We start from the raw sequence: 19,995 nt of genomic DNA on the forward strand, positions 1-19,995 counted from the left end.
ATCAGTAATAACCTGATGATGACAGAGCCCGTCCCCAACCTTTATCAAGAGCGTTTTCTACGCTTAACCGAAACTAGTGAGTCCGCGACTGACGCGATTATCAAATTGACTCACCGATACCTGGATGGAAAACCGGCCAAAGCCGGTAAGCGAAATTTGAGCGCAGCTGATCGAGATCATGATTTTTGGACGGCCGCTTTTTGGGATGAAGCTTCGGAGGATATTTTTGCAGAGGAAGCCTTCGCCCTGGCTTTGGCTCGTTATCTTCAGCAAAACAAAGTAACCAGACCTAATTGGTTGCAACACTTAGTTGTCACGGCACCCGTAACACTCCGGCGAGCTATTCGCTATTCTCAGGTGTTTTTGTCACCAAAGTCATTGCGTTGGCAGGAAATCGATGCGCTTGATCTGGGCGACGCAGTGTACCTATCTGATTTTATTAAAGCGTGCGAAATTCTCGAAGCAGTGTACCTATCTGATTTTATTAAAGCGTGCGAAATTCTCGAAGAAGAAAACGGCAGATTTAAGGACGCGATAAAGTTGATTGAAGCCGACTTGAAACGCTTAACGCCCTTAGAAACACTGGTCTATGCAAGCTTGTTCGCATTTAAACATATTGTTTACAACCAGGGACAACATGAATTGAGACCTCATCAATTTGAAAAGGATCATGCCGAGGCTAGTCGGGATGCCTTTCAGGAAATGTCTGATGCCCTCAATCAAATACTCGTTTCAAAGCTAAAAGCCAGTGGACAAAATGATTTTTTTATATCGGAGCGAATCATCGGCGAATCGCTTCGAAAACATATGGCTTCGTTACTGTTTCCATCTCATTCCACGGCTAGGGTAGCCGAAAAATGTCTGTTCTATCTAGAGACATTTGAACGCCTCATTGACGCCTATCTGCAATTTAATAAATCTGTAGGTAAAACCATCGAGAATTTTTGTTTCGATGATGATTACGACATTCGCTTTGAAAATGAAAGGCTGATTTTATATCCAAGGGTAAATCAGGAAGGGTATGAATGGGGGCGGAACGGTAAGAAGCTTGAGCGATTATCTCAGTATTGGCAATTCCGTGCTATTGATGAATTTTTTAGATTAGGTTTTTGTTTTGAACGTTTCGGTAGACCAGAAAACGAACAAAACAATCGGTTTGCATTTATTTCAGCTATTCGAACCAAACTTGAACTAACTGAAATTTATGGTTTTGTTGATGACTTCACAACCAAGAGTGGTCTCAAAGTCGATTTATTGCTGACACTGTTGACAATTGAATTGATGCACGCATTTTATAAATACGATTATATTCTTCCCTACTGCCGAGAATACGAAAGGGCAGGGGACTGGTTGACTGCATTGACTGTATTTTCCTTTGCAGGGCAGGTTGAAGGCGAAATTAGATTTCCAATTACCTTTGCAGAGCGTAAAGCAAAGATTGCCAGAATTTGTAACTGGACTGTGAGCGAGGAATATCCAAAGGGCAACAAGCAAATAACCGAAGCCATTCTCGACTTTTGGTCAAACGATATTAAAGAATTATCACGGCAATTACGTGAGCATGAACATGCCCTGAAACCCGAATTACATGAAAGGCCAATTTTGAAGATTGGCAATTATCTGTTCCAGCTTCCTTGGATGTTTGCGTTTCAAAATAATGTAACTGCCGCTGTTAATAACTTACGGCGATTGGGACGAAATCGAGAGGAACTGAATCTGGAAACCAATCGCATCGAGAAAAGGCTGGCAGAAACATTTACAGAATTTGGTTTTAAAGTGGTTGGAAACCTTAACCCACCACGTGACTCCAGTGAAGAAGTCGGCGAAATCGATTTAATTTGCTTACGTGATGATCATTTATTTGTTTTTGAAATAAAGTCTGGCTACATTCGCAAGACACATCACGATGCCTGGCTGCATAGAACGAATACTCTCCGTAAAGCGGCTCTTCAATTAAAACGTAAAAGTGCATGGGTGACCAAGGAGTTAACGACTGATCCGACATTGTCAGCGCTGGTACTTGGGCGAGATTCCAGTCAGATCCAAACACATTTCTGGATTATCGATACTTCAATAGAGCATGATCATGAATATTTCGAGGGATTTTTAAAAGTCTCGCTTCAGGAAGTTATCATTGCGCTTAGAAATGAACGTCATTTATTGCGGGATTTGCACCAAGCTATCGATACCGAAAAAACTAAACATGGTTCTAGCACTGTCATAAAAGGTGACTTTGCAAAGATTTGTGGAGATGCACTATCCTCAGTTTTTGAACAGATTGACGAAGATAATCTCTATCCTGATGGATTTAATGCAGGACAGTTTGCGACAATCATCGAAGCTGGGACTATTTGGGATGTCCTCGAAACTTGAAATACCCAATATGAAGCTTTGTGGCTATGGTCCCATTCCCCAGCCCTCCAGTTCCGACTGCCGTTTGACCGTAGGTACATCCAGATCGGTCATTCGGCCTTGAGTGCGGGTTAAGGTGTCCTGTCGGCCGCTGGAGACAGCACCGTATTTCTGCGGATTGAGTCGGCTGCCGGTACCGGTGAGTTGATCCAGATTGAGCATGGACGCGGCATTGGCGGCGGACGGCAAATGTCCGGTCTGCGCCAGAATTGCCAACCATTCATCCAGATTGACCTGAGTCCAATCTACCCGATCCAGGTCCACAACTCTGATGCCGGTACAGCTGGGACTTTCCGGCGTACCGAAATCCATGCCCAGCTGCGGTTTTATTTGTTCGTTGAGGATTTTGGCCAGTGGCGAGTTGTAGCAGCAGTAACTTTCCTTACGGACCATGCAGACACCTAATACTTTGCTTTCGCAAAAAGTCCCCAGATCCTTGCAGACTTTCAGTTGTTTCTTGGCCGCCAGTTCGTATTCCGGTTCCTCACAGGAATAGACCATTTGGATAATCATGATGATGATCATCACGGCGGTATAAGCCGCCATCAAGGTACTCAGTAATTGCCCAGCCACTGCCGCGCCGCCGCCTAATTGCACACCACCCGATTGCGCCGCTGGCGTCAGATTGCCCGCAGCATCAAAGGCTGCCTGGCCGCCAGCGCTAAACAAGGCATTACCGGCGGCTTCGCCAAAGGTCTGGCCTATCCATTCCGCTACCGACTTCATTAATTCGCTCTTCAGTGAATCCAGTAAACCTTGCGAAGCAATATCGCTGGTACTGAGCATGTCGGTGCCGACCAAGTCATTCACCGTCGAGGCAAAATCCGCCTGAAAACTGTTCCAGGCATCTCCGGCCAGCGTAAACGGGGTGCGCATGGTTTCCCATGCGCCTCGAATCGCCGAAGCGCTATCCATGGCCATCACCGCGCTGTCCATCTGACTGGTGGCGATCAGCAAATCAATGTAACGTCCCAGCCCCATCGCACCCGAGGGCGTTTCGCAGCAATCCACCAGACTGAGGGCGCCGCCGACCATTTTGCAACTGGCGGGTTTACCCTGGAATACCTGGCAGGTAGTAGGATCCTGTTGCTGGAGATCGGCATTGGCATAGTCACAATGTAAGTCCATCGCCATTTGCTGGGCGCTATTGAGTAAGGCGACCGCCTTACTGAAATCCTGGCTCTGTGTGCGATTCACGGTAATGCACTCTTCGCCCATGCAGCGGATCGGCCCGGCACATTGCTGCTGGGTATTACTTTGAATGCCGGGAATGCCCACTGTTTGGCCGCAGTCGTAAGTATCGACGCTGTCCCAGCAAGTGCCTGAGGCCAGTACACTGGTACATTGGCTTTTGATGAAAGAGCAACCTTGGGTTTCCAACGACGCGCAGGTTGTGTTGGGTATTCCGTTCGCTGGCGGCTCCAAACAATGTGTGCCGGCGGTATCGGTCCAGCATTGGCCGTACTGATTCAGATCGCAGTGCCCAGCCGCATGGATATTCATACAGGTATTGCGAATCCCCGTCGAATTGGCCACCGGGGCTTGCGCCAAGTCGGAACCGCAGACCATCACTTGCGACGTGGGATCGACGTAACAGCCCGAGGCATTGGCGGGATCGTTCGAGCAACTCAATTGGCTGCCAGTCTGGCAAATACCATCGGTAATCGCATTGGCCAAGTTTTGGCAATTGGGTCCGCTCCAGCTCCATTCATCCTGGGTAATCAGTTTCGACAGGTCATAGCGTAGCCGAATCCGCGAATAGCCTTCGCCACGTCCGGAAACCCGGGTTTCTTCCTTAAACACTTTGATGCCACTGCTATTGAAGGCATACAGTACATTGGTGTTGGGATATTCGTTCCAGCTGGTATAAAGCTCGCAATCCCCGAACCAGCCGCTGGCACCGGTATAGATCAACTGATTGTCGTAATAGACACGGGTGTGGTCATCGTATTTGACGTACTCTAGCGTGGCGCTGGTGATGGCTTCCGGATGCAAGACTTCGTATTTGACCTGCCAGGTAAACAAGCCGCAATCCGATTCCCAGTAATCATCACCGACTCGGCCGACATACAAATCCATACAGCCCGGCCCGCAACTGGAAAAACCGCCATCCTCACTGACAAAACGGATCAAGGGCTGTACATTGACTTGGTGGGTAGCGGTGCAGCTTTGCGGTACCGTCGGTTGCCGCAGACACAGCTGATAATCAGGCACTCGCACTGATTGCAGAGTGTCGGTTTGGGTCGTGGTGGTCGTGCAGTCCGAGAACGACTGTGCCCATGGGGTAAAATCGGCAAGCAATTGGTCGCCGGCTTGCCAGATCGGATCGGCTTGCAAGTCCGGGTGCGACTGGTGAGCATTGTCGATCAAAGTGCGATATGCTTCGCCGGTAAAGCTGGTTTCGCTGTTCAATGCAGTCTGTGCGTCCAACCCGGCTGCGATCGTTCCAGGGTTGTTGCCATAAAGATCGGCAAAATCTTGGGTCGTAGTCGTGGTGCTATGGGTATCCGGAAACAGCGTACCGATTGACATGGCGCTCTCCTGAGCCGTTCCAGGATTCAAGGTCAGCGTGCCATTGCCGGTATCGACCGGAAACGCAAAACCGCCGAGGACTTGCTGGCCCAGTTGTTGACCCTCTCGCCCGGCTTCCTGAATCGCATCCGCCCAGGAAACACCATACGGTGTCCAGGCCATGGTTACGCACAGCACCGCAGACAGGCTTTGTGTGGCGATTGCTTGGGGATCAAAGAATTGTTTCATCGCCTCATAAACCCACGCAGCAGTCTTGCCAACGAAATTGGATATATATGTGATCTTCCCCCGGCCCCGGATAAGTCCGCCCCGCACCCCACTTGAAGGTAGTCTCGCCAATGGCGTGATTGGATTCGGTTTCCGCGACCGGATAAAACATCGATAGCCGGTATTGCGATTTGGGAATGAAGGGATAGATGTAGCCGCCACATAAGGCATCGTTACCTGAAGTTTTCCAGGCCAACCCGCGTCGATGTAAAGCTGCCGTCGCCCGCGTGGCCAACAAACTGGTGATGCGCGGATCGGTACCGTAACTGGTCGGCGAAATCCCGGATAAGGGATACATATGCCCCCAAGCACCGGCACACCAGAACAATGCGTCCAAAGGATTACCGGTAGCCGCCGCTACGGCATCGGCAACACATGCGGAAATGGCCACCGGATTGGCAAACAGGGCCGTTTCCGGACTGGTGAAGAACGCCAGCAAGTCGCTGTTCCAGGTGGGATCGAGTTCCGAGACATACAGCAAATCAAAGTCCCCATAGCCATCACTGTTGCAACGGCCATCCCAGAACAGGTCCAGCAGGATAGTCAGCGGAAAAGCAAAATAGTGATAATTGAAGAACGACATTTCGCTGGCATCGAAGTCCGCCTTGCCAGTGGTGGCAATCAGACGCACGTTCGAGGCACTGAATTTATGCCCGCCCAGCGCAGGCGAACACCAGGGATTGCGGACGATCTCGATCAATCGAGCAGGATTCCATAGACCCATGGTCATGCCTAATTCCGGAATGTTCATGCTATCGGTACAGAAACAGAACTTCTCATCAGTCGCGATGCTCGGTACGTTGCCACCACCCAGCGACGCCCCGGCCGCACGAATCGGAAACAAACAGCTCCAGCAAATATCAGTGATCAGCTTGCCGGACCACAGTTCGGCGTCCGAGCACAACGGGTCGACGCTATTCGTAGTGGTTTCGGCCGCTGTTACACCCGAGATCAACAGCCATAAAAATCCCAAGGCCATGATAGCCGTCCGCTGTAATCGCTTCATGATTTAGCTCCCGCTGTTGAAACAGGCAGCTTGCGTTCACGAACCACTAACTGGTTGCCGACTTGTTCGACAATCGCCGGTACTTGCTGTAATTGAAAACGACTGCGCACATCCGGCGTCAGTAAATACACCGGTGCCTGAAGCGCAGTTTCCAAACGCTGCAAGCTGTCCCACCCGGACTGACGCTGCAACGACGTGGCCAGATACATCACGCGGGCCTGTTTGTCGTGGCAGGACTGATGCTGAATCAGCTCAACTTGAGCCGGCACCGTGGCATCGAACACCTTCAGGCATAAGCCAAACGGCATTTTGTCCAGAGGATTGACGGTTTGTCCTGTTCGGATGATCAGTTGACCATTCGGTGCCGTCAGATCGCGCGGGGCGGTGATGGTCAGATCCACGGTTCGGTCACGATCTGCCTGCGCGACTGGCAGCACTTCAAATTTTTGCTGATCCCAGAACCGAGCGATAGCTTGTTGCTGCTTTTGCTTCCAGTCGATGCCAGCCATCCGGCGTTTTATCTCTTCGAGTAAGTCGATCTCGGTAATTTCGCCAACATCGCCCAAAGTGCCCAAATCACCCTGTTTGCCGGCTTTTAGCTGCTCGTCCAGCCAGGACAGACTGCTGACACCACGAACGTGTAAACGGGTTTTACCGTCCTGTTCGACGACGATGTCAGGCACCGATGAAACCGACCAGCGCTGAAAACGGGTGGGATCGATCACGATGTTGGGCAGTGGATCAATACCTTTCAGCAAGCGTTTGAGGTCGGCCATCAATGCCGGCAGTTTTTGGCCGGGCTTGGGGCCGCGAAACACCAGCAATACATCATCCCGGCCTGCCGCCTCTTCAAAGATGCCTTTCAGCAGGGACTCACCCAGTGAAAACGAGACGAACAACAATGTGAGTGGCTTGTTCGAAGGTGTTGTCGGCAGACCGCTTGCCACCGTTGTCGATCGTGTCGATAGTGCCTCTGCTTGGATCGCTTTCGAGGCGTCCAACACTTGTTGCGCATGGCGTTTCACGTCCAACTGTTCAGATTGGCCATTCAACCAGTCTGGGCGAGGCTGGCTATCCAAGGCCTGCAAAATAGCCTGAGAACGTTGCAGCCAGGCTTCCTCTGCCTGAACTGCTTGCACACTGACCCAACAGAACAAACAGACTGCCGATTGCCGCCAAGAATGCTGTGGTCGATCAAAACAACGCATAGGCCCGTCCAATCACTTGATGATCGTAGACATAGCCCCAGTAACGCGAATCGAAGCTTTTGTCGGTTTGCCCTGTCACCCAATAGGCTGCAGGTGGAATGGTTTCATGACGTATGAATTGTGTCGCCGGCTTTTTGAGTTTCTCCGTCAAAGGCAGCCCGTCGATGATCCGTTCACCGTTTATTGTGGTGTGCTGCGGATCGACGTGGATGGTGTCACCTGTAACACCGGCGGCGATTTTGACGATGATCTGCCCATCCTTGAAAAAGGGCGCCATGCGCTCTGCTCGAAAGGCAATCAAATCGCCGCGCCAGATGTCTTTGTTGTGGGTATCGATCAGATACACCCATTTATCCGGCAGACAACGGTCGACCTGGTCGTCGCCACCGATTAAAAATCGTTGACCGATATAGCGTTCAGCGGCCAACACCAGCAATAAAATCGGTATCGCCTTGAGTAGGAAGCGGCCTAAAGTCAATCGAGTGACACGGTACGACGATGGCGAATGGGGTCTTGGTTTCTTCATACCCTTAGCGTCCGGCGTGTCGAACATAGACATCCTCCGGAGCAGCCACCACCGCCGTTGAATCGATCACCAGATAGCCCGCATCACTGAGCTTTTTGGCCTGACCTTGCCAGTCATCGACGATCTTGGCCATGTGTTCCTGGCTGGCATTGGGCGGTATCGATTGAATCAGCTTGGCCCGGTCAAGTACAAACACCGGTGTGACCATATTTAATCGAGCGATGGGCTGTTGTAATTGCTGTTGCGCAGCCAGCCAACCGCCGATGCAGCCCAGACAGGCTGCGATGAAAACGGTGCTGAGCCATTGCGATTTAGGATCCATAACTATTTTCCCTGGGTTTGCTGCTGCGGTTGTCGATGAGTTGTTGAATGGCATCACCCAAACTCAAGCCTTGGCGACGCAACTGCTTCAGGGCGTTGACGTCTTCAGGTTTGGTGGAGAACAGAATGCGTTTGTAAGGATCGACGATCAGGCGGCCAATACCGGAACCCATCTCGGTAATGAAAAAGATTTCCGAATACGCACCGGGTAAGGTATGTACGGTTTTTAGTAACTCGTAGCCGCCATCCGATAGTGGCAGACGCCGATCCTGTTTCATGCCTTCGATGACTTCGGCTTTTTGACCGAGCAAATACATATTGGCCGAGTTCTCGACAATGGCGCGGCCGGCGGCATTGCGGTATAAGTCGTTCACCGACTGGGTGATGGTTACCGCCGCGCCACCGTATTTACGAAACCGCCGATAACCGTGTTCCATAAACTTGGCGACATCGCCTTCAGTGAGCAAATCCCAGGCTTCGTCGATAATGACGATCTTGGGCCGGTTGCGTTCACCGAGATACATTTCCTGTTGGATTTGGTAAATCAGCTGCAAAAGTACGACTTGTTGCAGATGTTTGCGGCCTTTGAGTTCTTCCAGTTCCAGCACGGTAAAGTCATTGGTGAATTTGGCGTTGTTGCGGCCATTGAAGTAGCGACCGTATTCACCTCGGGTAGTAAAGGGAAACAACTGTTCGCCGACATCTTTTAAACGTTGATCGGTTTCAGCGCACAGACATTTTGCAATGTTGTCCACGGACATTGCCTGTGCTTTTTCGGTCCACAGTTGCTTGAGAATACGTTTCAGACCGGCGGTTTGAAAATCGGTCAGTTTCTCGGTTGGTGCCGCCATCTGACTGACCAAGCCGGCTAACATATCGGCTTCTTCCTCGAAGTTTTGCACGATCTCGAATGGGTTCATGCAAATGCTCGAACCGTGAGTGAATTTGACGAAATCGCCTTCCAGTACCTCGCAGAGGTTTTCATAGGAACGGCCAACATCGATCGCCCAGATTTGTGCGCCTTCGGTCAGGTAGCTGACTATGATTTCGTTGGTCAGAAATGATTTGCCTTTACCCGATTCGGCGGCAATGCACAGGTTGTAATTGCCGGTGGTATCAAATAGCGATACCGCCATGTGCTCACCGTTCCTTGAGACGAAATTCAAGGTCGGCGTACCGGTGCCCGCCCAATCACCAAATAGCGGCAATAACGGAATCGCATGCCGGGTAGCCAGGGTGCGGTAGCGTTTCAAGTCAGCAATCGCCGAACGCTCGGGACCAAATGGCAAACAGTTCAGGAAAAACGGCAGGCAGAAATACTTGTCTTCCAACAGCTGAAAACCCAGCTCCCGGAAATACACCCGCGCATTGGACACGGCTGCGGCTTCTTCTTGTTCGTCGCAAAACAGTAACACCCCGAAATAGGCCCTGATTGGCCGGTCGCCGTCCCGGTAGGCATCGAACAACACGTCGAAATGGTGTTTACGCTGCACCAACACCGGCAAAAACCGGGCAATTGGCGTATTAACCTGGTTGGTGATGAATTGCCGTACACCTTCCTGACGGGTGCGGGTTGATTCGGCATCCGGGTAATGCAGGGTCAGACTGAGCAAAGCATTCTGGCGAATGCCGCGAGTACCGGACAAAATGTCGCCCAGATAGCTTTTGGCGCTGCCAAAGTAAAAATGATCGGGGGTGCGTTTGGCGGACAGCGTCTTTACTCTTTTACTTCCGAGCCACAGGCCTTTTTCATCGAGTTCGAGGGTGTTGTCGTAATCCAGCAATTGGTCGCGGATCAGTTGGGTCGGATCGCACTCGGGTACCACCCGATCTTTCCAACCGGCATCGGGTTGCCAGTTTAGAATCGTGTTCAGAATACGCACATACTGATCGGCGCCCAATAGTTCCGGATACATGCCGATGGTCGACAGCGATTGCTGGGTAGCCATTTGCAATTCGCTGGCACGACGGATGTCTTGTTCACTGGGTCTGGGATAGGCCATCGGCAATTTGACCGTGACCAGAATATGACTGCGCCGCAGGCGTGCTCCGGAAATCGCTTCAGGCGGTTTGGTGGTGCCTTGCCGCAAGAACTCGATACTAGCCTGGGTCATGGTTTTATAGGTCGGTTTTTGCTGTTTCAAACGCCGCGTTTGCATGATCGCCAGCGATTCTTCGATGTCGGGCGAGGTCCATATGCTCACCTGCAACAGAGTGTCGGTGGGCCAGTCCTGGTTCAGCAACACGTTGACGCGCGCAGAAACGCTGGCATCGGCGCCGGTCATCGGCCGGCACAAAAAGCCAAAACCAAGGCTGCTATCGGCCATCAAAAACAGATGATGGTCGTACTCATAAGCCAGTACCGGGAACAGTTGGTCGGCACGGGGGCGTTGTGCGGTGGTCATAGGAAGATATCCTCTTCAAAAAACTGCAGCAGGTCTTCGGCTGGACATTCCGGATCGAGACGAATCGTAAAAGGATGCCGGCACACCAGCGATACGCGGTGCTTGCGTTTCAACTGCCTGGCTCTGGCCGGATGGCAGGGGTTGATTGGCTGGCCGTTGACGTCTTGGACCCTAACGGTCCGCTTATCGTGTGCCAATGAAGCAAGGCGGCGGTTGCCCGCCGCAGTCTCGGTATCAATCGTTGAACCGGTCATCGTGGTGAGGCCTAAATCGTGGCAGTCACGATGTTGGTGATAATGGTCGGTGCCGCAAACAGGCCGACACCACTGGCAATGCCCAGCACAAAGCCCATGATGCTGCCGCGCACGACACCGGCGACCAGGCCGACGATGACGAACACGATAGCGATAATGCGGCCGAGCAAGCCTTCCACCCAGCCGGTCAGCAAGCTCCAGACGGTGCTGAACTCGGTACCAGCGGTACCGGCCATGGCATCATTGGCCATCAACATAAACAATAACGATGCCAGGGCCATCAAGACCCCGCTTCGATATGACGTTTTCATCAAAAATATCCTCATTTCAGGTTAAAAGACGGTTGCCCGTCGAATCTCGGACGGTTAGTCCGGCAGGTTTTTAAGCGGTTGCCCGCTCAGTCTCGCAGGGTGTGTGGGACCTGCGGTTAAATGGGTTGCCCCATCAAGGCAATGATTTGCTCAATCCATTGACTGGACGCTCGTCGTCCCCGGTATCGACATTGGCGCGTCTCTCCGGTGGACGTTGTTCGACTTGCAGCGGGATCAACGAAGAACTGGCTGTCGAAGCCGCCTTGCCGATCATCCAACGCCTGGGTTCCAGTTCGGTGTAGACATAGTTGGACACCATCAAATCGCCGTCTGCATCTTCCCAAGGCGCGATCCAAATGCGCATGACCTGCGATGGGGTACGAATCGGCGTGGGATCTTCGATCTTGGGTACGGGTTGCTGTAACGGCGGTACGAGTGCCGTTGATGAGTTTGTCTCCGAATTGGGGTTATTTTCCGGAGGCGCTTCCGTTATCGCCGTATTAGTGACTTGGTAAGCCTGTGTCGTCGACAGACAGCTGGGTTCGTCCGGCATGCCTTTACAGCCGTAGTCGGTGGCGCAGCCGGTGGTGATGGCGATCAGCAGTACACTGAGGCTATAAATAGAAAACTGATGAAAGCGTTTCATGGCTTTTTCTCCGTGGCGTTTGTGTTTTGTGCGTTTGTATCGGGCGTTGTTGCCAGGCTGGGTGACGGTTTCGGTTTGTCCGCTAACCAATCGGCTAACGATTCCGGCGCGCCACTGTGGGTGCGTCCGTCAGGCGCAATCAGAAACGGCACACCCTTCAAATCGAATAACTTGGCAGTGACGATAGCTTTTTGCAGTGACTCTTTGTTACATGACTGAGGCGCTTCATTGGGCAGGCCCGCGTAATCCTGTTTCAACAAGCGTTCGCGGACGGAGTCTTTGACTTTGGGTTCGCTTGAGCCCCATTGACAGGCCAGTTGCACGACAATGTTTTGCGATTCGGGACCGAGAATGGGGACCATCACCAGCTTGAAGGTGTACTGGTCCTGCAAGGCTTGCAGGTCTTTCATGACCTTGCCGCAGTAAGGGCAGCGCGGATCGATGAACACTAGGACTTGGGCTTTGCCATGGCCGACCGTTACCGCACCCAGATCGTCAGCCTTGAGTTTCATTCGTGACAGGTCGATACGGTTGGCGATTTTGTCGATATCCGCCAGTTCCTTGATCTCTTGCTGAGTCCAGATGTCCATCAATTTGCCGCCGTAAAAGGCAAAGCGGCCGTTGCTGGAAATAAACACTGTCTGCTCGCCGGACTTAACCATCTTCAGGCCTGAGATCGGCAAGTCTTGCATGCCGTCGATTTTGATCGAGAGCAAACCGGCGGCAATATCCGAGACCGCAGGCTTTTGCGGATTGGCGGCCATGGCAATCGATGTACCGAATAGTGAGACTAGAAATAAAAAAATGTGGCGTAGCGTCATAACGACCTTTGGGTTTTAGTTAATGAATCAGCTCGGTGACTTCAGCTTTAATGCCGTGCCTTTTTGCACGATGAAGTTGACCTGGCGGGTGGCATCGACTTCGATGACCGGGTAAATCTCCTCGGCCATGTCCATGTAAAAATGCGACAGACGTTCCATCGCGTAGCCCGCGCCTTTCAGCGCACCGCCTTCCATCGACTGCGAGGAAAAGGCATTTTGGAACGGTGTGGTACCGGATAGCGCACCGATGCCGCCGGTCATCAACACCGGAATCTGGTTACGACCGAAGGCATCGGAAAAGCCGCGCAGGAAACCGGCCATCATTGACTGGGCGAGTAACGCACCCTGTTTGGAGACCACCCGGCCACGCACCCCGTTTTTGCCATCTTCGCCAGTGGCATAAGCATTCATCGGCACTTCGATCACGCCACCGTCCTGACGGACACAGGAAAAGGTCTCGCCGCGAAAGTAGGCGCGCTCGGCACTTAGGTCGCCGAAGCCCGCGGCCAGCAGAAAGCACTCGCGCACATCGGCATGGAAACGATTGGGCAAGATGGCTTCCTTCTTGATCCGGAACAGCACCGGCATCGGTTCTTTCTTGGCCTTCTTGCCGGTTGGCGCATCCAGACCGTTTAATAAAACGCCGGTCAAAATACTGCCGGCGGGGATGAAGACATCGCTGCTGACGTGATCACGGTTCGAGCGGCCTCGACCCTCGCTAGGGGCTGCGTCTTTGTCTTTACCATTGGACTGCTCAGCGCTTTCCTGGATGACGCGAATCTGCATTGCCGCCGGCGCAGGGCTATTTGCTCGACCTCCCGAGACGCCGGTATTGCCCGGTGTCGGTCCAGGAATGGCCGCTTGCTCAAAGACGCGGTTGAGATCGTCTTGGCTGTTATCGAACGGCGCGTTGCTCAGGCGACGGTTTGATGGTCTTCCGGGTGCCGGCTGATCCAGTAGTGGTTGGTTGATGTCGCCTGGGGTGCCGGTCGTTGACGGTGTGGACGCTTTGTTCTTCAACGACTCGACTTCACCGGTGACGGCTTGAAGTTTGGCTTCATAGGCTTCGCGTTCGGCGGTGGTCCATTGTTTGAAGCGGATTTCGTCGGATAGCTGTTCTCGCTTTTGTTGTTCTTCGATCGCTGCCAGCCGGCGGGCTTGCTCGTCATTTTTCTGCAGAAGATCGCGTAATTGCGAAGAAATGCCGTCGATGCCTAGTGAACGTGGATCGCTATCGGTCAGGATGTGTTGGATGGTCGCCTGTTTACTCAACGGTTTACTGACGTCCGGGGTGACAGTGGCTAACGCGATGATGACGGCCAACAGCACGGTACCAATGCTGCCGACGGCCAGATTGCGTTTGGCAGCCGGACTCAATCGTGTCCACCAGGACTCGACGACCGCCATTACCGTTGCCCTCCGTTCAATAATGAGGGACGCAAACTGACTGACGCCTCAGGCACTTGTCGGACAACGACATACAGCTCGGTGGCTTCCTGCGGCTTCAACACCACGTTGGGCCAAACTGAAATGGCCAGCACGTCCTGTTGGGTGGTAGCGCAACTGCGTTCGTCGAACTCGAGCATGCCGCCGCCAGTATTTGTGGCTAGTCCCACCAGAATCAGCCTGTCCTGGCCTTCCAGAACTTGGCCGGTTTTGATCTGCACGCGGTCCTGCAGGCAGTGAATCTGTTCCTGCGGCTTCGGTTCGCGGAGTGAATAACCGGCTGGGGTCTTTTGCAAACCCAAATCCCGAAACAAGGTTTTCAGCTGGCTAATGTAGGCTTGTTCCTTTTGGCCAGAATTTCGATCACCGGCATCCGAGCGCTGCCATTGGTTTAGCAATTGGTAACTGTCCTTATCCAAATCGAGATGGATTTCCCTCGCCGGAATGCGTTTGGGGATCAAAGTCAGTGATAGCGCGATGTCCTGGTTGTCGCCAGGGGTAATGTATAACGTCACCGGTGTTTCGTCGGCGGTGGCGACATAGACGATTTTGCCTTTGGTGCTAGTAGTCGCCTGGCTGGTGGTCGTGACCACTGGATGTTCGAACGGCGTGACCAGCCGATTCAAATGGCCGACGGCAATCGGCATCAGTTCGTTGATGCCGGGTTTAACAGCAATGTGCTGTGGACCGATGGAAGTGGCTGAAACTGAGTTTGACGCTGCCGCTTGTTGTTTGGCGGCTTTCAATATGCTGGCATCGACCGGTGGTAACTCGATGCCTAAGTCTGGCTGCGACGAGGCAACCGGCTGTGATGGCGATGAGGATGACTCTTCGGCCACGGTAGTGACCGGTGGTAACACCGTCACCGGTAACTCATCGTTGGCCCACGCCGGACCGGCAATGGTGAGTAACAGCCAAGAACACAGTACTGGTTTCATGGTTTAGCCTCTTGGGGTTGGCCTTGGGTGGCTTTCAAACGGGCCAGGGTTCTGGGGGAATCTGGATACACGTCGATGTATTCCAGCCGGGGCCGATAATTTTTGATGTCGATGATGAATTCGTAGGTACGGAGCTTAACGTCCGGTTTGGAACTGGGGCCCTGGCTTTTCAGTTCGCCGCTGACAAAAACCTTGTTGGTCTCGGCTTCGTAATCAACGTGACGCGGGGTGAAACTGATCGCGACCCGATCCATTTTGATGGCCTTGATTTGATCACTCATGGCATCCAGGACACTGCGGTAAATATCCGGCGCCAATAACGGCTCGACCGCGGTTTTCAGAAAGTCGGCATTGGCCGGGGTGGTATTACCGAGCAATTCAGCCAGGAACAAGCCCCAGGACTCTTTGAACTCACTGGACGCCTGACTGCGGGTGACTTCGACCTCCTGCGTCAAGCTCGGTGGCACCAGAATGATGCTGCGTTCGGTGCGCCAGGCGGCTAGCGAAGTAATCACGCAAATCACCAGCAAGGCAATAATGATGACGCGGCTAAACCGATTCTCGGTCTCGTGCCCATCCCAGGTTTGCAGAAAATCCGACCATCTCATGGCAGGAACCGGCGGATGTAAGGATTGGGGATGGTCTTAGCGCGACTGGGCAACAAACCCAACCAATACAGCGCATGCAATGTGTAGCCGTCAGGCCGATTATCGCGGAAACGCCGGTAAAATTTGACTGCAATCAACCCGAGCGCTAAGCCAGGAATGAACTGATCGATCAACATGCCGGTCAGCATGCTCACCATGAAGGGTACGATCTCGTCCGCACTCCACAATAAAATGTGGATCGGATCGTCGATCGATTGGGGGATGGCAACGGGTTCCATAATGACCTCCGGTTGGGATGGTCATTATTGTGAGGAGGATTAAGGGCGAGTTGCGTACAATAAAAGTCAAATACGACTTTTATTGTACGAGTGAAGATTTTTTTTAAAAAAACGGGGCGAAAGCAATCTAAGTCACTGGGTAATATGCCTTTAACTGCAAATCACCATGATTGCTTTTAGATATCACAGAAGGTGTTATGTCTAATCATCCGTGATGGGAATCGCGGTTCTCGACTGTTCAACACGCTCACGTAAATCCAGTCCTGGTTTGAAGTGAGTGGAATGCCGAATGGGCAAACTCACTTGTTCGCCTGTCTTAGGGTTACGCCCTATCCGCGCGGCTCGCTGAATAAACGAGAACCCACCAAATCCACGAATCTCAATGCGTTCACCTTGGGCCAAATGGTGGGTCATCGCATCGATGGTGATGTTAATGGCCATTTCAACGTCACGTTGCAGTAGATGAGGCAATCTAAGGCTGATGTTTTCGATGAGTTGGGATTTCGTCATTCTCTTACCGGGTCGGGGTTATAAATGAGTCGTTGTGTCCATGAATGTCGCTAGCCATGGCTTGCGGGTAGTGTCTTGCCACCTTGTTCAATAATCACGGCTTGTTTAAGTAAATCGCTTGCCGCGGGGTATGTTTCGTAAAGACTGCCAATGGCACGATAATACGCCATGGTATCAAACGGCTCTGAGGCTTGTGTTCGAATCAATTCGGCCAATCTTGACCTGAAATCCGGTGAAACCGTCACTATGCGTAGACCTTTGACAATTTTGGTGTCGGGATCCACCAATACCAGATTAATGGGCAAATAAGCACCACCCTCATCAATCGTCTCATCACCGGCTAGATGAATGGTAAACGCCAAATCTGACCAATCCAGAAAACCCTCGATTTTGAATAAAAACAAAATGAGTTCGGCTTTTGCGAATAACGCAAACGAAGAATTCCCATTCAGAAAGGCTTGGATTTCTCGAGAGGACGCCGAAAAATTAAACGTCAGCAAAGGCGTGCCATTCGCTAGGATTATGCTCATGCCTTCCGCGGGCATGTCATGATCAAAGCGTTCACCCACGCATAATTTCAAATATCCCATTTCGTTTATGTTCATGAGGCAGAGAGAGGCATGAGTCTAGTAATAAGGGAGAGGTAATGGCTCACCTAATAGCCGCACGTTTTCATCAATATCAACGGCAACACAACGATTCGCTTGGATCGCCTCGGCTAAAGTGTATTCGTCCTGGCACAAGTAAACATTCTGTTCACAGGCTGAACAATAGCGAACGTCCTGATTGTCTGTTTGAGTCAACTCGGCCCATTTTTTATCGCATTGTTTGCCAAAAATGCAGTTTCTGATTACGCCCACTTCGAATTCCTTGAAGCAAAAAATTGGTATGTCGGTTTATTCAGCCAGTTCAGGTTTTTAGCTTGACTGAAAAATCCGCAATCCCCAGTTTGAATAATTGTTTGGCTGCCGCGTCCAAGGTTTTAAATTCCTTGGTTTCACGTTTGGTCGTTTCCAATGGTTGTCCGTTGATGACCACCATGTAACCTTGTGCCATCACGGCATAATGAACTTGGACTTGCTTCACCGCATTGGCATCAAGCAAAACCTTCACCTCGCGCTCAATCATACGCCTCCCTTGATTTTCGGTTCGCTGGGCTGAATGGGCTGTTCCCACGATTCAAATAGATCTTGTTGGTCGACCAATACCAGTAGATCCCCCGGCTTTACCTGCAAATAGCGACACAATTTGGCAAGGACCTCGCGATCAAAGCTTTTTACCTGATCGTAGTAATAGCGATCTACCGTCGCCCGCGCGATGCCTGTTGCGTGACAAACATCGGCGACTTTAAGGCGTTTGGATCCAAGGATCGTTGACAGTCGACAGGTGATCATATGCCATATTGAGTGAATAATTAATCGATCTCGATGAATTTTTATAATGATAAAGCGAAGGAAAACTTATGGCAAGGGTTGCTTATCAATGGCAATTCACTGAGTGCTCATGACTAGTAGCCTAGCTGGTCACTCTATGCCAGGATTAACTTTTGTTACAGCCGTATGGAATTAACCAGCTGGTGGCTGGCTTGTCATGTTTTGCATAATCCGCAACTGGAAATTGGTCCCCAGTAAGTTTTTCCAGTTCGTCAATCGATACCAGAAAGTAATCCAGATTGCGTTTCGTGGCCTCAGTGGAATTCGGCACTACCCAGGCAATTGCCCGTTCATCGGCGCCAGTGCCCCGTACGATCACTTTGTAAAAGTAGTCGGGGGTGCGTACGCCATGACTGGAAGCAAAAATATCGTTGCTGGTATCCTGACCCCAGATTATGCCGCCTAGGACTAAGAGATCATCAATATCTCGGTAACACTCGATGATTTCCTCCGTAAGCAACCAGGCACCTCGATTCATCTGCGAGGTTTGAGGCAAGATGTTCGCCATATAGTTCGATTGATGGATCGCATTGACCGAGTCATCAAGATGATTTGCGGGCACTTGGTGACCACGGTCATAGCCATTGCCGTAGGCCTGGCTACTGAACTGTTGGCACGCTGCTGGTGCACCTGGCCCCAACTCGAAATGATCGTAGCGCTTTACATTGCCATTGTCTCGCTGGGCGGTATAGCGAAATCGGATAGCGGCTCGTTCTTTGCAATCAATCCAAAGGGTGAATCCTTCGTAATCAAGCTTAAAAAGCTCTTTCGACTCCATACTGGCTTGCACTTGAGCAAGAGGCTGCGCTGTTTGACTGGGTGGCACGACCGGTTCCAATTTTGCCTTGATGCGATCTTGATGGCAGTGGTATTCACTCGTCTTTCGATGGGTATGGCAACCTTCGGTATTAACCTTACCGGGGTGAGCATGCGCACCGCTCCAGCATAGAACGATAAAAAATCCAAAGGTAAGGCGTAACGCAGGCAATCTGTTGATCCGTAAAGTGGTTGTTTACTGTAGCCGTTGCCACAGAGCATGAATGATGAAAAGTGCAGCGTCATCAGGATGGGACGTGGCACATTCAAGTAGTAACGGATTATCCGGATTATGGAGGTCGTAGGCATTTCGAATCGCCAGTCCAAGCCCGAAATGCAGGTCTATCAGGTTGTTCGGTTCCATTGCCGCTATTGTCAGCTGGTCCTTCTTTTCCAGAACCAGTAACAACCGAGCGACAGCTTCCGCCACAGTAACTGGTGGATGTAAAACGTCACGGTGTATTGATGACCAATTATTGCCCAATTTGATAAGCCTTTAAGTAGAACAGCGGGTTAGATGAACTAACCCTATATTTTAAACAATGTTATCCACAGAATTTGGGGATAACGATTCAGCGGCAGTAAGATTAAGGCTATTGCGCTGCAGTGTTTTAATCTGCTTTGAACAAACCAAGGACTTCTGAACCCCATGTCATCATCGATTAGTTCTAATTTTTATGCTTACCTTTCGCGCTTAAGATGGATTAAACGCTGGGGACTAAAACGCAACGCCCATGAAGAAAATGTCATGGAGCACAGCTGGGAAGTGGCTGTCATTGCCCATACCTTGGCGCTCATCAAAAATCGCTATTTTGAAGGTCAAGTCGATGCCAATGCCGTGGCAACCGCAGCCCTTTACCATGACATCACTGAAGTCATTACCGGTGATATGCCCACACCCATCAAATACCATTCATCAGCAATTCTCGGTGCCTACAAGCAAATCGAGCAGCAAGCGGAACAAGAGTTATTGAATCTTCTGCCTGAAGCATTACAACCCGATTTCCGGGTTTTGATCGATCACCAGCAAATGTCTGAAGCCCATCAGAAAATCATCAAAGCAGCTGACAAGATATCCGCCTACCTGAAATGCCAGGCCGAATTGAAAGCCGGCAATGCTGAATTTGAAATAGCTGCCGAACAACTCGAACGGGATATTGAAGCAATGGATCAGCCTGAGGTCAGATTTTTTATGCTGTCCTTCGCGCCCAACTGCGGACTGACGCTCGATGACTTGATGAAAAAACGCTAGAGATA

General features: G+C 51.4%; 22 protein-coding genes. 2 read left to right on the top strand and 20 right to left on the bottom strand.

The features are described 5' to 3' along the window. Positions 1-15: 15 nt before the first annotated feature. The gene (locus tag METH11B_RS0100650) at positions 16-2,373 is read left to right on the top strand and encodes a nuclease-related domain-containing protein (RefSeq protein ID WP_026600302.1); all 2,358 of its coding nucleotides are present in this window, start codon (positions 16-18) and stop codon (positions 2,371-2,373) included. Positions 2,374-2,397: 24 nt separating this feature from the next. Here the strand turns inward: METH11B_RS0100650 and traN are convergent, their stop codons facing one another. From traN to METH11B_RS29655, 20 genes are all read right to left on the bottom strand, one after another. Next, a complete protein-coding gene (gene traN, locus METH11B_RS0100655) occupies positions 2,398-5,172 on the bottom strand; it encodes a conjugal transfer mating pair stabilization protein TraN (protein WP_026600303.1) in 2,775 nt (924 codons plus the stop codon). A 4-nt stretch (positions 5,173-5,176) separates the two neighbouring features. Next, the gene (locus tag METH11B_RS0100660; RefSeq protein ID WP_197027002.1) at positions 5,177-6,190 is read right to left on the bottom strand and encodes a TraU family protein; all 1,014 of its coding nucleotides are present in this window, start codon (positions 6,188-6,190) and stop codon (positions 5,177-5,179) included. Between the two features lie 23 nt (positions 6,191-6,213). Continuing rightward, positions 6,214-7,425: a TrbC family F-type conjugative pilus assembly protein gene (locus tag METH11B_RS0100665; protein ID WP_081733719.1), complete on the bottom strand. Its 1,212-nt coding sequence runs from the start codon at positions 7,423-7,425 to the stop codon at positions 6,214-6,216. Further along, positions 7,412-7,978 carry a signal peptidase I gene (gene lepB, locus METH11B_RS25920; RefSeq protein ID WP_036275515.1) on the bottom strand — a complete coding sequence of 189 codons (567 nt, stop codon included), beginning with the start codon at positions 7,976-7,978 and terminating at the stop codon, positions 7,412-7,414. The genes METH11B_RS0100665 and lepB overlap by 14 nt, the downstream gene beginning before the upstream one ends. Then, entirely contained in the window at positions 7,956-8,273 is a 318-nt protein-coding gene (locus tag METH11B_RS0100675) for a hypothetical protein (protein ID WP_026600307.1), read from the bottom strand. The genes lepB and METH11B_RS0100675 overlap by 23 nt, the downstream gene beginning before the upstream one ends. Beyond that, positions 8,263-10,677 (bottom strand): type IV secretion system protein TraC, encoded by a 2,415-nt coding sequence (gene traC, locus METH11B_RS0100680; RefSeq protein WP_026600308.1) that lies wholly within the window; start codon positions 10,675-10,677, stop codon positions 8,263-8,265. Before traC ends, METH11B_RS0100675 begins: the two co-directional genes overlap by 11 nt. Beyond that, positions 10,674-10,931 (bottom strand): RRXRR domain-containing protein, encoded by a 258-nt coding sequence (locus METH11B_RS0100685; RefSeq protein ID WP_026600309.1) that lies wholly within the window; start codon positions 10,929-10,931, stop codon positions 10,674-10,676. Before METH11B_RS0100685 ends, traC begins: the two co-directional genes overlap by 4 nt. Before the next feature lie 11 nt (positions 10,932-10,942). Next, positions 10,943-11,242 carry a TraA family conjugative transfer protein gene (gene traA, locus METH11B_RS0100690; protein ID WP_036275516.1) on the bottom strand — a complete coding sequence of 100 codons (300 nt, stop codon included), beginning with the start codon at positions 11,240-11,242 and terminating at the stop codon, positions 10,943-10,945. 133 nt (positions 11,243-11,375) lie between these two features. Then, on the bottom strand, positions 11,376-11,888 hold the full coding sequence (locus METH11B_RS0100695) for a TraV family lipoprotein (RefSeq protein ID WP_026600311.1): 513 nt from the start codon (positions 11,886-11,888) through the stop codon (positions 11,376-11,378). Then, the gene (locus METH11B_RS0100700; protein ID WP_026600312.1) at positions 11,885-12,709 is read right to left on the bottom strand and encodes a DsbC family protein; all 825 of its coding nucleotides are present in this window, start codon (positions 12,707-12,709) and stop codon (positions 11,885-11,887) included. Before METH11B_RS0100700 ends, METH11B_RS0100695 begins: the two co-directional genes overlap by 4 nt. 27 nt (positions 12,710-12,736) lie before the next feature. Further along, positions 12,737-14,116: a TraB/VirB10 family protein gene (locus METH11B_RS0100705; protein ID WP_026600313.1), complete on the bottom strand. Its 1,380-nt coding sequence runs from the start codon at positions 14,114-14,116 to the stop codon at positions 12,737-12,739. Then, positions 14,116-15,093 carry a TraK domain-containing protein gene (locus METH11B_RS0100710; protein WP_026600314.1) on the bottom strand — a complete coding sequence of 326 codons (978 nt, stop codon included), beginning with the start codon at positions 15,091-15,093 and terminating at the stop codon, positions 14,116-14,118. Before METH11B_RS0100710 ends, METH11B_RS0100705 begins: the two co-directional genes overlap by 1 nt. Next, the gene (locus METH11B_RS0100715) at positions 15,090-15,701 is read right to left on the bottom strand and encodes a TraE/TraK family type IV conjugative transfer system protein (protein ID WP_026600315.1); all 612 of its coding nucleotides are present in this window, start codon (positions 15,699-15,701) and stop codon (positions 15,090-15,092) included. Before METH11B_RS0100715 ends, METH11B_RS0100710 begins: the two co-directional genes overlap by 4 nt. Then, positions 15,698-15,979: a type IV conjugative transfer system protein TraL gene (traL, locus tag METH11B_RS0100720; protein ID WP_026600316.1), complete on the bottom strand. Its 282-nt coding sequence runs from the start codon at positions 15,977-15,979 to the stop codon at positions 15,698-15,700. Before traL ends, METH11B_RS0100715 begins: the two co-directional genes overlap by 4 nt. Before the next feature lie 201 nt (positions 15,980-16,180). Beyond that, positions 16,181-16,489, bottom strand: a complete 309-nt coding sequence (locus METH11B_RS0100725) for an integration host factor subunit beta (protein ID WP_026600317.1) — start codon at positions 16,487-16,489, stop codon at positions 16,181-16,183. A gap of 50 nt (positions 16,490-16,539) precedes the next feature. Then, positions 16,540-17,019 carry a hypothetical protein gene (locus METH11B_RS0100730; protein ID WP_231499557.1) on the bottom strand — a complete coding sequence of 160 codons (480 nt, stop codon included), beginning with the start codon at positions 17,017-17,019 and terminating at the stop codon, positions 16,540-16,542. 379 nt (positions 17,020-17,398) lie between these two features. Continuing rightward, the gene (locus METH11B_RS0100735; protein WP_026600319.1) at positions 17,399-17,617 is read right to left on the bottom strand and encodes a hypothetical protein; all 219 of its coding nucleotides are present in this window, start codon (positions 17,615-17,617) and stop codon (positions 17,399-17,401) included. Further along, positions 17,614-17,883 (bottom strand): helix-turn-helix domain-containing protein, encoded by a 270-nt coding sequence (locus METH11B_RS30065; RefSeq protein ID WP_026600320.1) that lies wholly within the window; start codon positions 17,881-17,883, stop codon positions 17,614-17,616. Before METH11B_RS30065 ends, METH11B_RS0100735 begins: the two co-directional genes overlap by 4 nt. A gap of 145 nt (positions 17,884-18,028) precedes the next feature. Further along, positions 18,029-18,910, bottom strand: a complete 882-nt coding sequence (locus METH11B_RS28230) for a DNA/RNA non-specific endonuclease (RefSeq protein ID WP_155931047.1) — start codon at positions 18,908-18,910, stop codon at positions 18,029-18,031. 24 nt (positions 18,911-18,934) lie between these two features. After that, positions 18,935-19,168 carry a DUF6794 domain-containing protein gene (locus tag METH11B_RS29655; RefSeq protein ID WP_231499558.1) on the bottom strand — a complete coding sequence of 78 codons (234 nt, stop codon included), beginning with the start codon at positions 19,166-19,168 and terminating at the stop codon, positions 18,935-18,937. A gap of 219 nt (positions 19,169-19,387) precedes the next feature. Here METH11B_RS29655 and yfbR point away from each other — a divergent pair, with 219 nt between their 5' ends. Next, positions 19,388-19,990, top strand: a complete 603-nt coding sequence (gene yfbR / locus METH11B_RS0100760) for a 5'-deoxynucleotidase (protein ID WP_036275519.1) — start codon at positions 19,388-19,390, stop codon at positions 19,988-19,990. Positions 19,991-19,995 lie beyond the last annotated feature (5 nt).

Origin of the sequence: Methylomonas sp. 11b (genome assembly GCF_000515215.1) — a bacterium.
Classification (GTDB): domain Bacteria; phylum Pseudomonadota; class Gammaproteobacteria; order Methylococcales; family Methylomonadaceae; genus Methylomonas.

What these genes read in the sequence shown, in the direction of transcription:
- traA (WP_036275516.1), bottom strand. Translation starts at nt 11,242, where the DNA reads ATGAAAACGTCATATCGAAGCGGGGTCTTGATGGCCCTGGCATCGTTA.
- METH11B_RS0100700 (WP_026600312.1), bottom strand. Translation starts at nt 12,709, where the DNA reads ATGACGCTACGCCACATTTTTTTATTTCTAGTCTCACTATTCGGTACA.
- METH11B_RS0100665 (WP_081733719.1), bottom strand. Translation starts at nt 7,425, where the DNA reads ATGCGTTGTTTTGATCGACCACAGCATTCTTGGCGGCAATCGGCAGTC.
- traC (WP_026600308.1), bottom strand. Translation starts at nt 10,677, where the DNA reads ATGACCACCGCACAACGCCCCCGTGCCGACCAACTGTTCCCGGTACTG.
- METH11B_RS0100675 (WP_026600307.1), bottom strand. Translation starts at nt 8,273, where the DNA reads ATGGATCCTAAATCGCAATGGCTCAGCACCGTTTTCATCGCAGCCTGT.
- METH11B_RS0100725 (WP_026600317.1), bottom strand. Translation starts at nt 16,489, where the DNA reads ATGACGAAATCCCAACTCATCGAAAACATCAGCCTTAGATTGCCTCAT.
- METH11B_RS0100715 (WP_026600315.1), bottom strand. Translation starts at nt 15,701, where the DNA reads ATGAGATGGTCGGATTTTCTGCAAACCTGGGATGGGCACGAGACCGAG.
- METH11B_RS0100730 (WP_231499557.1), bottom strand. Translation starts at nt 17,019, where the DNA reads ATGAGCATAATCCTAGCGAATGGCACGCCTTTGCTGACGTTTAATTTT.
- METH11B_RS0100660 (WP_197027002.1), bottom strand. Translation starts at nt 6,190, where the DNA reads ATGGCCTTGGGATTTTTATGGCTGTTGATCTCGGGTGTAACAGCGGCC.
- METH11B_RS30065 (WP_026600320.1), bottom strand. Translation starts at nt 17,883, where the DNA reads ATGATCACCTGTCGACTGTCAACGATCCTTGGATCCAAACGCCTTAAA.
- METH11B_RS0100685 (WP_026600309.1), bottom strand. Translation starts at nt 10,931, where the DNA reads ATGACCGGTTCAACGATTGATACCGAGACTGCGGCGGGCAACCGCCGC.
- METH11B_RS0100695 (WP_026600311.1), bottom strand. Translation starts at nt 11,888, where the DNA reads ATGAAACGCTTTCATCAGTTTTCTATTTATAGCCTCAGTGTACTGCTG.
- METH11B_RS0100710 (WP_026600314.1), bottom strand. Translation starts at nt 15,093, where the DNA reads ATGAAACCAGTACTGTGTTCTTGGCTGTTACTCACCATTGCCGGTCCG.
- traN (WP_026600303.1), bottom strand. Translation starts at nt 5,172, where the DNA reads ATGAAACAATTCTTTGATCCCCAAGCAATCGCCACACAAAGCCTGTCT.
- METH11B_RS0100705 (WP_026600313.1), bottom strand. Translation starts at nt 14,116, where the DNA reads ATGGCGGTCGTCGAGTCCTGGTGGACACGATTGAGTCCGGCTGCCAAA.
- METH11B_RS0100650 (WP_026600302.1), top strand. Translation starts at nt 16, where the DNA reads ATGATGACAGAGCCCGTCCCCAACCTTTATCAAGAGCGTTTTCTACGC.
- METH11B_RS0100735 (WP_026600319.1), bottom strand. Translation starts at nt 17,617, where the DNA reads ATGATTGAGCGCGAGGTGAAGGTTTTGCTTGATGCCAATGCGGTGAAG.
- traL (WP_026600316.1), bottom strand. Translation starts at nt 15,979, where the DNA reads ATGGAACCCGTTGCCATCCCCCAATCGATCGACGATCCGATCCACATT.
- lepB (WP_036275515.1), bottom strand. Translation starts at nt 7,978, where the DNA reads ATGTTCGACACGCCGGACGCTAAGGGTATGAAGAAACCAAGACCCCAT.
- yfbR (WP_036275519.1), top strand. Translation starts at nt 19,388, where the DNA reads ATGTCATCATCGATTAGTTCTAATTTTTATGCTTACCTTTCGCGCTTA.